The sequence below is a fragment of the Streptomyces sp. DF42 genome (assembly GCF_058267695.1).
Window position 1 is genome coordinate 7506732 of sequence record NZ_CM177859.1, and the last position, 14156, is coordinate 7520887.

Genomic DNA, 14156 nt, shown 5'->3' on the forward strand with positions numbered 1-14156 from the left:
CCCCCTGTTTTCCTGTCTGTTCGTGTCATCCGTGCCGCGGCGCGACCGCCGGGTTCCCGCCCCAGTGGGAACGCGGTGGCATCTCCTCGCCCTTCATCAGGAAGGAGTCGGGCGCGAGGACGGCGCCGTCGCCCATCGACACGCCGTAGTGCACGAGTGCTCCGGTGCCGAGCGTGCAGCCGGCGCCGATCGTGATGTGGTCGGACTTGAAGGTGCCGTCCTCCTGCGAGTGGGCCTGCACCTTGGTGTGCGCGGCGAGCGTGCAGTCGTCGCCGATCGAGGCCAGCGTGCGGTCGGTGATGTAGCAGCCGTCGTCGAAGACCCGACGGCCCATCCGGACGCCCAGGAGACGCCATACGAAGCTCTTGAACGGCGTCCCGTTGAACACCACGAGGTGGTTGTCGGGCACCTTCCACAGGCGCTCCACCCACCAGAAGTGCGGGTCGTAGATCGAGACCAGCCGCGGCTGCAGCGGCCGGAAGCGGGTGATCAGCCGCTCCACCAGCACGTAGTAGCCGGTGCTGAACACGAGGCCCACGATCAGGGACGCGCCGATCAGGAGACCGCCGACGGTGCCGTGGGCGCCGTACAGGTCGAAGGCGGCGAAGCCGATCACGCTGAGCGCGAACCAGTGCAGCCAGCGCAGGAACAGGAACAGCCCCATCGAGCGGAGGTTGTAGCGGTTCTTCGCGGCCAGGCGGCGGTGCAGTTCGTCGCCCTCGCGAAGGTGGTCGAAGCGGCTGTCGCGCTCCACCGAGCGCGGGATCTCGAAGGCGGGCGAGCCCAGCAGGCCTACGCCCTCGCGGATTTCGCCGTCCAGCGGGACCATCACCTTGGTCGCCAGCAGGCAGTTGTCGCCGGTGCGGCCGCCGCTGGGGTAGGCGATGTTGTTGCCGAGGAAGTTGTGCGGGCCGATCGTCGCGCGCGAGACGCGGAAGGACGTACCGGAGAAGTCGGCGTTCACGATCGACAGCCCGTCGGCGACCATCGTGCCGCCGCCCACGGTGACCAGGTACGGCGTCTCGTGCTGGACCTCCGTGCCGAAGTTGGAGCCGGTCTGCTCGACGTGTGAGAGGTCGTAGCCGATGGACTTCAGGTAGTGGACGATGTACGAGCTGTCGCCGCACAGCCACTTGAAGAACTTGATGTTGGTCATGCGGGCGATCGCGCGCTGCACCGAGTAGTGGAAGCCGTGCAGCGGGTACACCCGGTCCGGGCGCAGCAGCGGGCTCAGCAGGCGCGGCAGCAGGGACACGGCGGCGAAGCCGAGGATCAGGAAGCCGACGTAGGCGGCCAGGGAGAAGCCCAGCGCCTCGCCGTAGAACGCGGCCGAGTCCAGGTCCTGGGAGGTCGGGTCGAGCAGGACGTCGAGGGCGGGAACCACCGTCAGCAGCAGGTAGGTTCCGCCGACCGTGACGGGGACGTAGACGACCAGCATCTGCAGCAGTCCGCCGAGACCGTACAGGGCCCGGCGCAGGGTGGAGGTGCGGGCCGGGGGCACGCGGACGTAGTCGACGTCCGTGCGCTGGGCGGGGGAGCCGTGCCAGCGCTCGCCCGCCGGGACCGACGCGCCGTCGTACAGGGCGGAGGAGTGGCCGAGCTGGGCGCCGTCACCCATCGTCGTACCGATGTCGACGACGGACTTCTCACCGACGTACGCGTCCCGGCCGAGCGTCACACGGCCCGTCCGGATGCGGCCTGCCCGCGCCTGGTAGCACAGGACGAAGGAGTCCTTGCGGATCACCGTGCCCGCACCGACCGTCAGCAGGTCCGGGCAGGCCGGCACCGAGTGGGACAGGATCGTGACGCCCTTGCCGATCCGTGCGCCGAGAGCCCGCAGGTACAGCACGTACAGCGGGCTGCCGGTGAACAGGATCAGCGGGCTGGCGTGCAGCAGCGCCTTGACGGTCCAGAAGCGGACGTAGGCAAGGCTCCAGACCGGGAACTCGGTCTCCTTCCAGCGGCCGACCAGCAGCCACTTGGCGACGACCGGGACAACGCAGGCGCCCGCGAACACCGCGGCGCCGAAGACCAGCGACCGCAGATAGATGTCGACGACCCCGTTCACGGCGGAGATCCACTCGTAGCCACGGCCCATGACGATCCCGGCGAGCACGCAGTAGACGGCGAAGGCCAGGAACTGGAGCGTTCCGCACAGGAGATGGCGCGGGGTGCTGCCGGGCGGGGCGGGCGGTTCGACCCGCACCGGCGCGGGGGCCGGGGCCGGGGCCGTGTCGAGGGCCGCCGCCAGGCTGCGGATCGTCGGGTTGCCGTAGACGTCCTTCATCGACACCGACGGCAGGTCCGAGTGCTTCCTGACCCGGGCGCAGAAGTGCGCCATGACCAGGGAGTTGGCGCCGAGATCGTCGAAGAAGTGGCTGTCGACGGGTATGTGCTCCTTGCGTACGACACCGGCCAGCACCTCGGCGAGGACGTTTTCGGTGACGGTGTCGATTTTTCCCACCACGGCCACTCCTTACGGTTTTTGCAGGTTTTACACGTTTACGGGTTTTTCGTGTCGCCCGGTTCCGTCGGCGGCCGGGCAGTTACGGGCTCGTGGCATTCGGCCGCCCGGCGCGCGTGCCGGGCCCCGGCCGCGACCACGGTCTCCAGCGGTCCCCGGCCCACCGCCCGGCGCCAGACGACGGCGAAGAGCAGCGCGCCGGCCACCTGCAGGGCGTAGAGCAGGTCGGGGGCATCGCTCAGGGCGCCCGTCGCGAGGAACAGGACGTGCGCGCAGTAGAGGGTGAGCGGCATGCTGCCCGCGGCCGAGAGGGGTGCGAGCGTCTTCCGGGCGAGCGGGAGCCTGGTCAGCAGCAGGGCCGCGCCGAGCAGGGCGGCCGCCGAGCCCAGGGTCTGCAGCATGTCGAAGGGCGAGGTGGAGTGGGGTGCGCGGGAGATCAGAGACCACCAGGTCGAACCGTCGGAGGTGTCCCACAGGACCTCGCTGCGGGCCTCGCGCCAGGGCGTGTCCGAGAACTCGGCCCGCCACAGGTGCCACAGCCCGCCGAACCACTGCAGCACGAGCGTGGCGGCGAGCCAGGCGCCCGCCGCCAGCGCGAGCCCGCCCGTCAGCAGCCGGGTCGCGACCCGCTTCGACGTCAGGTCCAGGCGTCCGACGGCGAGACCGGCACACAGGTAGGCCGTCCACGCCAGCACCGGGTAGTTGCCGTGCACGAGCAGGTCGCCGAGCAGTCCGAGCGGGTCGGTGACCATGTCGGTGAGCGTCGGGTCGCCGTCGAAGGCCGGCGCGGGCAGCGCGCCGCGCACCAGGTGCAGGACGACGGGACCCACGACGGCGAGCGTCAGCGAGAGGCCTGTGAGGGTGCGCGGGTGCAGGCGCAGCAGGGGGAGGGCGCACAGGAACAGCAGGGCGTAGAACGTCAGGATCACGTCCACGTCCAGGTCGGCGGCGCGCGAGGCGTAGCCGAGCAGCAGCCCCGCGAGCCCGATGAGCAGCGCCCGGGTGGCGACCGCCACGTAGGCGCCGCGCCCGACGGCCGGGCGCCGCCCACCCGTCGTGAACGCCAGCCCCACCCCCGCCATCAGTGCGAAGGTCGCCGCCGACCGGCCTCCCGCGAACATCCACGCCGGGGTCGGCGAGCCGTCCGCCGCGAAGGCGCCGTACACATGCACGGAGAACATCCCGATCAGCGCCAGCCCGCGGGCCGCGTCCACCCCCGCGATGCGCGGCGCAGACCGGCCCGCGCCGCCTCGGTGGGCCTGTGACGGCGTGTGCGTCAACGGGTGCGGAGCTGGCATGAAAAATCCCTCGAGAGAAATACGCTGGAAGTAAGTCGGCTGTTCATGGCGGGGCGGAATCCCATGGAATTGGTACGCGAGTCAGCGCGAGTTGGGAATGTGGCTGAAGTGGCTGAAGTGGGTGAAGTGGCCGCGTGGAATTGGCGCAGAGCAGCACGGCGCGATCCGCATGGATCCCCTGCGGATCACGGGTAACGCGGCTGGATCGGGCCTTCCCCCGGGCCCTCGATGTCCCCCGTGCCGTGTGCTTCCGAGTCGTTCTCAGCATGCACAACGAATGCAATGCGAATTCTTTCGGAGACTTCATGAACGGTTCAAGGGCGTTTCGGCCATTGGCGCGTTCCAGCCGCTCCGGATTTCATTGATCACGCCTGCTGAAAGGGCGTTCATGTGCATGACCGGGGAAATCGCCGAACCGGTGGTGCCGGCGCAGGCGCCGGCTCCGGTCGTGCTGCAGAACATTCCGACCAACGCGGACATGACAGGAAAATGGGTGGGAATCATCGATGGTTACTGGTCTGTTGCCGCTCGGTTTCCGCTCCGGAGCTTCGAGGGGCTAGGGAGCGGGGGGATGAGTGCACCCGGTCCCGGCGGATACCTTTAGGTCGTGCAGCCAGCAAGTGAACCCTCGCAGAGCCCGTCCGGGCGTCTCCACCGGGCGCGTGCCCTCTACCGGAACGTCTCCAAGCGCAGGACCGCCTGGCTGCTGCTCAAGGACACCGTCAACTCGTGCATGGAGTACCGCATCCTGGGCCTCGCGGCCGAGGCGGCGTTCTTCACCCTGCTGTCCGTGCCGCCGCTGCTGCTCAGCATGATCGGCCTGCTCGGCTACGTCGACGACTGGACCGGCGCCGACACCATCGCCAGCCTGGAGAACAACCTCCTGGAGGCGTCCCGGACCGTCCTGTCCGACAAGGGAGTCTCGGAGATCGCCCAGCCGATCCTGCACGACGTGATGAAGGGCGGCCGGCCCGACGTCATCTCCATCGGCTTCCTGTTCGCCCTGTGGTCGGGCTCCCGCGCCGTGAACGTCTTCATCGACACCATCACGGTGATGTACGGCCTCGACGGCGTCCGGGGCATCGTGAAGACCCGCCTGGTGTCCTTCGTGCTGTTCATCGTGGCGCTGCTGATCGGCTCGATCGCGCTGCCGCTGATGGTGGCCGGGCCGGACGCCGTGGTGAACGTGGTGCCGTGGTCGACGACCGTCGTACAGGTCCTCTACTGGCCGGTCGTCATCGTCCTGTCGATCGTCTTCCTGACCACGCTGTACCACGTCTCCGTCCCCGTCCGCTCCCCGTGGATCGAGGACGTGCCCGGCGCCCTGGTCGCTCTGGGGATGTGGGTGCTCGGAAGCTTCCTGCTGCGCATCTACCTGACCAGCACGGTCGAGGGCCCGACCATCTACGGCTCACTGGCCGCGCCCGTCGCCGTGCTGCTGTGGATCGGTGTGTCCGCGTTCGCCGTCCTCGTCGGGGCCGCGGTCAACGCCGCGATCGACCGGGTCTGGCCGGCCGCCGCGACCGCCGCGGCCCGCGCCGCGAACGAGCGGCTGCGCGAGGTGCAGCTGGCCGAGCACGTGGCCCGCGCCGCCGCCGGCCACGAGCCCGACGACCCCGACGACCCCGACATGCCCTCCGAGTTCCCGGAGCGCTGGTCCCGCTTCCTGCCGCCGGAGGACGTGACGTCCCGGCTGCGCACCCATGTGAAGAGCACCCACCCCCCGCACAAGCCCGAGGACTCCTGAAGCGGGCAATACACCTGGCCGGTGCCCCGGCAGGCGACGTCTGCCCGTCAAGGAGCGGGGTCCGGTGCGTGCTCTGGGGGTTGCCCCGGCCGGAGTGCCGAAGCCCCGGGCACGGGACGCGGCCCGCACCGTGAGCCCCGCCGCCCGCGCCACCCGGCTCCGGGTCGCCTGCTGGACGCGCTGCCGCCGCTGCTGACCCTGACCTCCGAGGTGTGGGACAGCCCGCTCACCCCGTTCCCCATGGACGAGATGGTGCGGGACGAACCGGGCCAGGAGGTGGTCCTCGACCGACTCCTCGACCTGCTGGTCATCGCCGCGCTGCGGGCCTGGTTCTCCCGCCCCGAGGCAGAGGCACCCGCGTGGTACCGGGCGCCGGCGGACCCGGTCGTGGGCCGCGTGCTGCGCCTGCTCCAGGACGACCCCGCGCATCCCTGGACGGTGGCCTCCCCCGCCACCAAGGCCGGGGTGTCCCGTGCGGCCCTCGCCCGCCGCTTCACCGAACTGGTGGGGGAGCCGCCGATGACGTACCTGACGGGCTGGCGTCTCGCCCTGGCCGCCGACCGTCTGCGCGACACCGGCGACACCCTGGAGGCGATCGCCCGCCAGGTCGGCCACGGCAGCGCGTTCGCCCTGTCCAGCGCCTTCAAAAGGGTGTACGGGGTCAGCCCGCAGGAGCACCGCACGCGCGCGGCGTAGCCTTTCGTACGTGTACAGGGAGCGGGCGTCCCGGCTGGCCGGGGCCGTCGTGTGGACCAACACCCCGTCCCAGGCCGGTGCCGGGCGGGTGCTGCCCGACGGGTGCATGGACCTGCTCTGGCACGACGGCCGGCTGCTCGTCGCCGGGCCCGACACGCGTGCGTTCGTCACCGAGGGCGCCCCGGGCGTGTGGGCGGGCGTTCGTTTGTATCCCGGCACCGCGCCCGCCCTCCTCGGAGTGCCCGCGCACGAACTGCGCGACCGGCGGGTCGAGCTGGCCGAACTCCGGCCGGCCGCTGAGGTCCGCCGGTTCGCCGCGCGGGTCGACTCGGCCGCCGAACCGGCGAGCGGACTGGAGGAGCTGGCGCTGCGGCTGGCCGCGGACACAGCGCCCCCCGACCCGCGACTACGGCACCTCGTGACAGCCCTCGACGAGGGCCGCCCGGTCGCGGCCACCGCCGACGAACTCGGCCTCGGCGCCCGGCAGTTGCACCGCCGCTCCCTGACCGCCTTCGGCTACGGCCCCAAGACGCTGGCCCGAGTGCTGCGGCTGCAGCGGGCGCTGGGGCTGGTCAGGCAGGGCGTGCCGTACGCCGAGACGGCGGCCCGGGCCGGGTTCGCCGACCAGGCCCATCTGGCGCGGGACGTCCGGCAGTTGGCGGGCATACCGCTCGGGCAGCTACTCGGCCGAGGGTAGCTGCGCGAAGAGGTCGACGCCGTTGCCGTCCGGGTCGTGCACGACGGCGTACCGCATGCCCCAGAAGGCGTCCCACGGCTTGAGCTCGCCGTGGTATCCGGCGCCCACGAGGTCCTCGTAGACGGCGTCGACCGCGGCGGGCGTCTCGCACCTGAAGGCGAGCGCGGTCCGGCCGCCCCCGGCCGGCGGCTGCCATGCGGGGTGGAAGGAGCGGACGGTGGCCTCGGTGTCCAGGGCCAGGGTCAGCCCGCCGGGCAGTTCGGCCTCGACATGAGGCTGGTCCTCGGAGCCCTCGGGGAAGACGAGCCCGAGGCGGCGGTAGAAGGCGACAGACGCGGCCAGGTCGGAGGCGACCAGGCCGATCACGGCGAATTGCGGAGTCATGCCGTCACCGTAGGCGGCACCCCGGCGGCCGGTCTTGAAGGAATCGGACACGGCTCAGGGAAGTCGGGCGCGGCTCAGGGCCTTCGGGTACGGCGAACTCGAAGGTCACCTGCTCACTCGAAGGTCACCGGCCCGCGAGGAGTGTCCACCGTGAACGACAGACCCACCGGCCCCTCCGCCACGGCGAGTTCGGCGCCGACGGCGGACAGCAGCGGGCGTATCGCGTCGGGGTCCGGGGCGGTGGCGGAGAGACGGAGCAGGGGAGTGACGGGCAGGTCCGTCGCCGTCGGATGGGCCGAGGAACCCCAGTCGATGAGGAACGGGACCAGACCGGAGGGGTGGGCGGTGTCCCCGTCGGTCAGCCGCCACTCCAGCAGGGTGCCGTCCGGCCTGCGGCGGCTCATCGGGCGTACGGGGCCCGGGTCGTACCCCCGGGCCCGTGCGGCCGCGACCGCCGCGTCCAGGTCGGGCGGGCTGATCGCCCAGGTGACGGTCCGCGCAGAGACCAGACCGTCGACGTCGAAGGGGCGCGGACCGTCCGGCTCGGACTGCTCCGGGTCGGGGCCGATGATCTCCAGATAGCCGGCACCGCCCAGCGCCACCAGGTGGTTGCGGGTGCCGAATCCGACATGCGCACCGCCGGGCACGGGCGTCACACCGGTACGCCGTGCGAAGTCGGCGACCGTCGCGGCCAGTTCGGGGGTCGCGAGGACGAGATGGTCCAGGTGTGCGGGAATGGCGTTCATCTCAGCCGAGGCTACGCACCCCCGGGACCGTCATGGAACGTCCGTGCGGCAGTCGTCACGCGGCATGGGCGGGCGAGCCGTGCCGCGGACGACAGACGGTTCATCCCGCGCGGCGCCCCGTGCTCGCCCGTTCCACCAGCCGCGTCGACAGCTCCGTACGCGTGCTCTCCGGGCGGTCCCCCTGCATCATGCGGACCAGCAGATGCAGGGCCGACGCCGCCATCTCCGCGAGCGGCTGGCGGATCGTGGTGAGGGCGGGGGAGATCCAGCGGGACTCGGGCAGATCGTCGAAGCCGACCACGCTGATGTCGTCCGGCACCCGCAGGCCCCGCTCGGCCAGCGCCCGGTACACGCCCAGCGCCATGTGGTCCGAGCAGACGAAGACAGCGGTCGGCGGCTCGCTCAGATCGAGCAGGTCGAGCGTGCGGCGGTGCGCGAGGGTCTCGTCGAAACCGGCGTGCCGGACGTACTCCGGGCGGTGGCGGACTCCCGCCGACGCCAGCGCCGAGCGGTACCCGGCGACCCGGGCGCTGCTGCACATCTTGCGCTGGTGGCCGGCGATGACGGCGATGCGTTCGTGACCGAGGGAGAGCAGGTGCTCGGTCGCGGTGACCCCGCCCTGCCAGTTCGCCGCGCCGACCGACACCACACCCGGCGGCGGTTCGAGGATCGGGTCGATCAGGACGTACGGGATGCGGTGCTGGTCCAGCCAGGCGTACTGCGACACCGACAGCTCGGCCAGGTTGAACAGCACCCCGGACGAGCCGCGCGCGATGAGCTTGTCCAGCCAGCCGCGCTCCGGGCGCCCGCCACGGGTGCGGGTGAGCCCGGCCGAGACGACCACCTCAAGACCCACGTCGTGCGCCGCCGCCTCCACTCCCTGCAGCACCGCCCCCGACCAGGAACTCTCCAGCGAGTGCACCACCAGGTCGACCAGCCCCGGCACCTTCGCCGCGTCGAACCGGGGCCTGCGCACGTAGCCGAGCCGGTCCAGGGCCTCGGTGACGCGGCGGCGCGTCTCCGGTGCCACGTCCTCCCGGCCGTTGACCACTTTGGAGGCGGTCGGCACGGACACTCCCGCCTCGCGGGCCACGACCGCCAGCGTCGGCCCGGCGGGCACGCTCGCACTCCCCGTGCGGACCATCGGGAACCACCTCTCCGGCCCGCCCGAGGGCCATGAAAGTTTCGAGCAGCGGCGGAAACAGTAAGCGCTTCCTAGATCGCTTCCTAGATTAGGTTCACCGGATCACCTCGGGAAGAGGCCGGGCTTCGCAGGTCTGCACGGTTTCAGGCTTTCGAAACTTCGAACGTGGGCCCTGGGCGTTGGGCGAACGGCGAATGGCTTACGGCGGACGCGGGCACCGGACCGTGCCGGAGGCGACGGCTACCAGCACACGAGGCGGAAGCCGCTGAAGTCGGCCGTGAACGCCGCGTCCACCAGGTCCACCGCGTGGATGCCGGCCATCGACCCGGTGAAACGCAGCTTGGACCCGTGGTCGTCGGAGAGCTTGCCGAAGTCCAACGGCTCCCCGACCGGCGTACGCACCCCGTCCCGCACGTACCAGAACCGCGCCTCGGCGCCGTCGACCCTTACGCCCAGCGTCACCGGGACCTGGGCGTCGACGTCCACGACGGCCACCGTGCGCGTGTCCGTCTCGTCGCGCTCCACGAGCCGGAGCACCGTACGGCCGCCGCCCCGCCACTGCTGTCCGTGCTGCCCTTCGCTCCCGGGCTCCGCCCAGGTCAGGTCCAGGCTCAGATAGGCCTCCGCGTTGTACCGGAGCACCAGACCCGCGGCCTGGGTGAAGGTGCCGGGTCGTGCCTCGACGGTGACCTCCGCCTCCGCCCGGTGCTCGGTGATCCGCTGGGCCAGCAGACTGTGCGCCCATCGCGACTCGGGCCCGTGCCGGCCGCGCAGCCGGATCCGGCCCGGACGGCTCGTGACGTCGGCCCAGGACGGATCCGGGGCCGCGCGCAGGGTGCTCCACGGCCAGCCCAACGGGTCGTCGGCCGCGGCGCGTTGGAGAGGCAGCGGCTCGGGGCGAGTGGGTACGTCGACCTCGACCGCCGGATGCGCACCCCCGTGCCGCAACCTCGGCCGGCCCCCCTCGTCCCACACCACCGCCTGGATCGCCGTCTCCCGGCCCAACGTGCAGCGCGGGCCGTCCGGCGTCCGCACCGGCCGGGCTGTCAGGTGGCTCAACACCCAGTCCCCGCCCGGAGTCTGCACCAGCTCCCCGTGCCCGGCCTTCTGCAACGGCAGCGACGGGTCGTCCCGCGACGTCAGCAGGGGCCGGTCGTCGAGCTCGTAGGGGCCGGTGAGTTCACGACTGCGCGCGACCCGTACCCCGTGCTCGAAGCCGGTGCCGCCCTCGGCCAGCACCAGGTGGTACCAGCCCTCCCGCCACAGCAACTTCGGCCCCTCGATGAGCCGTTCGTGCTGCAGCAGCAAGTGGGTGCCACCGACCGGGCTCAGCGTCTCCCGGTCCAGCTCGGTCATGACGATTCCGGCGAACCGGCGTCCGCCCGGTCGGTGGTCGTTCTGGAGATTGAGCAGCCACAGCCGCCCCTCGTGGTGGAAGAGCGCGGGATCGAAGCCGTGGCTCGCCACCCGGCGCGGCGGCGTCCACGTCCCGCTCACCTCATCGGACGTACTGATGTACGTGTCCGTGTCGAAATACGGTGTCCCGACCGACCGTACGACCGAGTACACCACCCAGAACCGTGCACCGTCCCAGCTCAGCGACGGCGCCCAGACGCCGCCCGAGTCCGGCACCCCGGCCAGCGAGTCCCCGGGGACGGCGCCGCGCACATGGCCCGCGTACTCCCAGTGGGCCAGATCCCGCGAACGGTGGATCGGGACGGTCGGGAACCACTCGAAGGAACTGGTCGCCACGTAGTACCAGTCGCCGACCAGGACCAGCGAGGGGTCGGGGGCGAAGCCACGGACAACAGGGTTGTGCAGCAAGGTCACTTGAGGGCTCCCAGCGTGACGCCGGTGCGCCAGTAGCGCCGCATCGCCACCATCATGATCGCCATCGGCACGATGGAAAGCAGCGCGCCGGTCAGCACCAGGCCGGTGAGGTCGACGCCGGATTCGAGGCGTTTGCCGGACCAGTTGTACAGACCCAGGTTGAGGGTCCAGTTCTCCTCGCCTCGCAGCACCGTCAGGGGGAGGAAGAAGGCGTTCCAGGTGTTGACGAAGGCGAGCAGGAACACCGTGGCACCGCCCGTCGTCATCATCCGCAGCACGATGCTGAAGAAGATGCGCAGTTCACCGGCGCCGTCGATCCGGGCCGCCTCCAGCAGCTCGTACGGGATCGTGGCCTCGGTGTAGACCTTGGCGAGGTAGACGCTGAACGGGTTGATCAGACAGGGGATCAGCATCGCCCAGGGGGTGTCGACGATCCCGATCTTCGAGAACAGCAGATACAGCGGCAAGGTGAGCAGGGCGATCGGGACCAGGAACGAGCCGACCACGCACGCGAACACCAGGTTGCGGCCCGGGAACTCGAAGCGCGCGAGGCCGTAGCCCGTCGCGAGGGCGAGCAGCGTGCCACCGAGGGAGCCGACACCGGCGTACAGGAACGAGTTGGCCGTCCAGCGCAGGAAGATGCCGTGCTCGTAGGTGAACACCTGGTGCATGTTGTGCCACAGGTGCCAGCCGGAGAACCACAGGCCGTTGCTCTGGTACAGGCCGACGCGGTCCTTGGTGGCGGCCGTGATCAGCCACCACACGGGGAACAGGCTGTAGACGCAGGCCAGCGTCAGGCCGACGAGCAGGAAGCGCTGGCCGCCGCGCGAACGGGCCGCGGGATCAGGGCGGTTGACACGGCGCACCGTGGCGGGTGCCTGCCTGGTGCCGTTGTCCTTGGTCAGCATCAGTCCGCCTCCTTTGAAGTCAGCCGGTAGAAGACGAAGGAGGCGACGCCGAGGATGAGGGCGAGGAGGACCGAAAGGGTCGCGGCGTAGTGGTAGTTGCCGGCGTTGAACGCCTGGTTGTAGATGATCATGATAGGGGCGAAGTTGTCGCTGACCGTCTGCGGGGTGATGTTCCTGAACAGCGCGGGCTCGTTGAAGATCTGCAGCATCTGGATGATGGAGAGCATCCCGGTGAGCACCAACGCCCCCCGCACATAAGGGACCTTGATGCTGAGCGCGATCCGGCGCTCGGAGGCGCCGTCCAGCCGCGCGGCCTCGAACAGCTCGCGCGGAACGCCCTGCAGCGCCGAGTAGATGATCACCATGTTGTAGCCGACGCCGTGCCAGGTGAGCAGGTTGCCGATGGACGGCCACACCATCGACGGCGCGAAGAAGTTCCAGCCGAGGCCGAGGTCCCTGCCCAGTGAGGTCAGCGGACCGACGTCCGGGCTGTACAGGTTGATCCACACGATCGCGGCGACCACGCCGGGGATCATGTACGGCACCAGCAGGAGGAGCCGGAACCGGCCGGCGACCTTCGAGGTCAACGTGTCCAGGAACAGCGCCAGCACGAGGCTGACGAGCAGCATCACGGGGATCTGCACGCAGGCGAACAGCACCACCCGCAGCACGGAACCCATGAATGCCGAGTCGGTCAGGCCCTGTTGGTAGTTGTCCAGCCCGGCGAAGGTCTGCGTCGAGCCGCCGAGCCCGAGGCCGGACTGCTGCTCCCGGTACAGCGACTGGTAGACCGCGTAGCCGATGGGGAGCAGATAGAGGAAGACGAAGCCGAGCTGGAAGGGCACCGTGAAGGCGGCACCCTTCCAGCGCAGTGAGCGAGTCATCAGTGGGTGCCCTCAGCCTCTAGCCCTTGACGCTGATGCCGCGGGACTTCAGGTCCTTGACCGTCCACGCCTGCATGTGCGCCAGCAGATCGGTGACCTTCTCCTGCTTGTCGACGACCTTGGCCCAGCCCGCCTGCATCTCGGTGAACATCGCGGTCCAGTTCGGCCCGAAGGTCCAGTCCGTGGTGATGGTGTCCAGGCTGTCGGTGACCACCTTCTGGCCGGGCCCGTAGTTCTTGCCGAGCAGCTTTTCGGAGGTCGCCGCACCGACGTACGCGTTGCTGTCGGCCAGCGCCGGCATCACGCCGTTGCCGGTCGTCGGGCTCGCCATCGTCTTGACCGCACCGGTGTCGGTGGACATCCACAGGGCTGCCTCGGCGGCCTGCTTCTGGTTCTCGCACTGCTTGGTCACCAGCGTCACGCTGCCGGTCAGGTTGGTACCGGCCGGCGTCCTGGCCGCCTCGCCCTGGAACATCGGCCACGGCGAAAGTGCCCACTGGCCGAAGGACTTGGTGAAGTTCTGCACCATGCTGGCCATCTGCCAGGTGGAGATCTGCCGGGTCGCCGTGCCGCCGTCGTCGTAGTTGCGCTGCACGGCCGCGTAGTCGGCGAAGGACAGCTTGGAGTTCAGGTCGTTGTCGATGATCTCCTGGATCACCTTCGCGGCCTTCAGCGTGCCCGCGTCCTGGAAGTCCACCTTCCAGGAGTTGCCGTCGATCGCGTACCAGTGCGCCCCGGCCTGCATGGCGAGCACCTCCAGGGTGCTCGGGTCCTCGCCGGCGTAGTTGGTGATCTTGATGCCGTGCTTCTTCAGGACCTTGCCCGCGGCGATGACGTCGTCCCAGGTGCTGGGGGGTTTGATGCCGTACTTGTCGAAGATGTCGGTGCGGTAGATCGTGAAGTTGGGCGCGGAGCTGGTCGGGACACCGTAGAGCTTGCCCTGCACCTGCGCGCTCGCCCAGGCGCCCGCGTTGAACTTGTCCTTGTTCGATCCCACGTACTGCGTGATGTCGGCGAGCGCGCCCTGCGAGACCCAGCTCGTCACGTACTCGGCTGTGTTCTGCACCAGGCAGGGCGCGTTGCCCGCCTTGACCGCGTTGGTCAACTGCTTCTGCATGGTCAGCTGGTCGGTGACCTTGGTGTACTTGAGCTTGACGTCCTTGTGCGAGGCGTTGAACGCCTTGACGACGGCATCCTGGCCGTTGGCCCAGCCCCAGAAGGGGAGGGTGACCGGGCCCGACGACTTGGCGCCGTCCCCGGAGTCCGATCCGCCGCAGGCGGAGAGCAGACCAGTGAGCGCGAGTCCCGCGACAGCGGCGTGGGCGAACCTTCTCCGGGGGCTGGTGAAGTTCATCTGA

General features: G+C 70.2%; 12 protein-coding genes and 1 pseudogene. 3 read left to right on the forward strand and 10 right to left on the reverse strand.

Annotation, left to right across the window (positions count from 1 at the left end; all coding sequences use genetic code 11):
• Positions 1–25: 25 nt before the first annotated feature.
• From ACYUED_RS34420 to ACYUED_RS34430, 3 genes are all read right to left on the reverse strand, one after another.
• The gene (locus tag ACYUED_RS34420; RefSeq protein WP_491288498.1) at positions 26–2464 is read right to left on the reverse strand and encodes a Pls/PosA family non-ribosomal peptide synthetase; all 2439 of its coding nucleotides are present in this window, start codon (positions 2462–2464) and stop codon (positions 26–28) included.
• A gap of 38 nt (positions 2465–2502) precedes the next feature.
• Entirely contained in the window at positions 2503–3762 is a 1260-nt protein-coding gene (locus tag ACYUED_RS34425) for a heparan-alpha-glucosaminide N-acetyltransferase domain-containing protein (RefSeq protein WP_491288499.1), read from the reverse strand.
• Positions 3763–4065: 303 nt separating this feature from the next.
• Positions 4066–4242, reverse strand: coding sequence for a hypothetical protein (locus tag ACYUED_RS34430; RefSeq protein WP_491288500.1), 177 nt, complete (start codon positions 4240–4242; stop codon positions 4066–4068).
• 127 nt (positions 4243–4369) lie between these two features.
• On the opposite strand from ACYUED_RS34430, the gene ACYUED_RS34435 reads away from it, so the two are divergent.
• From ACYUED_RS34435 to ACYUED_RS34445, 3 genes and pseudogenes are all read left to right on the forward strand, one after another.
• A complete protein-coding gene (locus tag ACYUED_RS34435; protein ID WP_491288501.1) occupies positions 4370–5509 on the forward strand; it encodes a YihY/virulence factor BrkB family protein in 1140 nt (379 codons plus the stop codon).
• A 162-nt stretch (positions 5510–5671) separates the two neighbouring features.
• A pseudogene (locus ACYUED_RS34440) lies at positions 5672–6205 on the forward strand (helix-turn-helix domain-containing protein); the annotation flags it as partial.
• 10 nt (positions 6206–6215) lie between these two features.
• On the forward strand, positions 6216–6902 hold the full coding sequence (locus tag ACYUED_RS34445; RefSeq protein ID WP_491288502.1) for a helix-turn-helix domain-containing protein: 687 nt from the start codon (positions 6216–6218) through the stop codon (positions 6900–6902).
• Here the strand turns inward: ACYUED_RS34445 and ACYUED_RS34450 are convergent.
• From ACYUED_RS34450 to ACYUED_RS34480, 7 genes are all read right to left on the reverse strand, one after another.
• A complete protein-coding gene (locus ACYUED_RS34450; RefSeq protein WP_491288503.1) occupies positions 6885–7286 on the reverse strand; it encodes a VOC family protein in 402 nt (133 codons plus the stop codon). The genes ACYUED_RS34445 and ACYUED_RS34450 overlap by 18 nt on opposite strands.
• Positions 7287–7399: 113 nt before the next feature.
• Entirely contained in the window at positions 7400–8032 is a 633-nt protein-coding gene (locus tag ACYUED_RS34455; protein ID WP_491288504.1) for a VOC family protein, read from the reverse strand.
• 100 nt (positions 8033–8132) lie between these two features.
• Positions 8133–9176, reverse strand: a complete 1044-nt coding sequence (locus ACYUED_RS34460; protein WP_491288505.1) for a LacI family DNA-binding transcriptional regulator — start codon at positions 9174–9176, stop codon at positions 8133–8135.
• Between the two features lie 240 nt (positions 9177–9416).
• Positions 9417–11006, reverse strand: a complete 1590-nt coding sequence (locus ACYUED_RS34465) for a glycoside hydrolase family 43 protein (RefSeq protein ID WP_491288506.1) — start codon at positions 11004–11006, stop codon at positions 9417–9419.
• Positions 11003–11917 (reverse strand): carbohydrate ABC transporter permease, encoded by a 915-nt coding sequence (locus ACYUED_RS34470; RefSeq protein WP_491294562.1) that lies wholly within the window; start codon positions 11915–11917, stop codon positions 11003–11005. Before ACYUED_RS34470 ends, ACYUED_RS34465 begins: the two co-directional genes overlap by 4 nt.
• Positions 11914–12798, reverse strand: coding sequence for a carbohydrate ABC transporter permease (locus ACYUED_RS34475; protein ID WP_491288507.1), 885 nt, complete (start codon positions 12796–12798; stop codon positions 11914–11916). The genes ACYUED_RS34470 and ACYUED_RS34475 overlap by 4 nt, the downstream gene beginning before the upstream one ends.
• A 19-nt stretch (positions 12799–12817) precedes the next feature.
• Positions 12818–14152, reverse strand: a complete 1335-nt coding sequence (locus tag ACYUED_RS34480; protein ID WP_491288508.1) for an ABC transporter substrate-binding protein — start codon at positions 14150–14152, stop codon at positions 12818–12820.
• Positions 14153–14156: the final 4 nt, after the last annotated feature.

Coding starts and splice junctions, on each gene's coding strand:
- ACYUED_RS34455 (WP_491288504.1), bottom strand. CDS start 8,032: ATGAACGCCATTCCCGCACACCTGGACCATCTCGTCCTCGCGACCCCC.
- ACYUED_RS34460 (WP_491288505.1), bottom strand. CDS start 9,176: ATGGTCCGCACGGGGAGTGCGAGCGTGCCCGCCGGGCCGACGCTGGCG.
- ACYUED_RS34475 (WP_491288507.1), bottom strand. CDS start 12,798: ATGACTCGCTCACTGCGCTGGAAGGGTGCCGCCTTCACGGTGCCCTTC.
- ACYUED_RS34425 (WP_491288499.1), bottom strand. CDS start 3,762: ATGCCAGCTCCGCACCCGTTGACGCACACGCCGTCACAGGCCCACCGA.
- ACYUED_RS34480 (WP_491288508.1), bottom strand. CDS start 14,152: ATGAACTTCACCAGCCCCCGGAGAAGGTTCGCCCACGCCGCTGTCGCG.
- ACYUED_RS34430 (WP_491288500.1), bottom strand. CDS start 4,242: ATGTCCGCGTTGGTCGGAATGTTCTGCAGCACGACCGGAGCCGGCGCC.
- ACYUED_RS34450 (WP_491288503.1), bottom strand. CDS start 7,286: ATGACTCCGCAATTCGCCGTGATCGGCCTGGTCGCCTCCGACCTGGCC.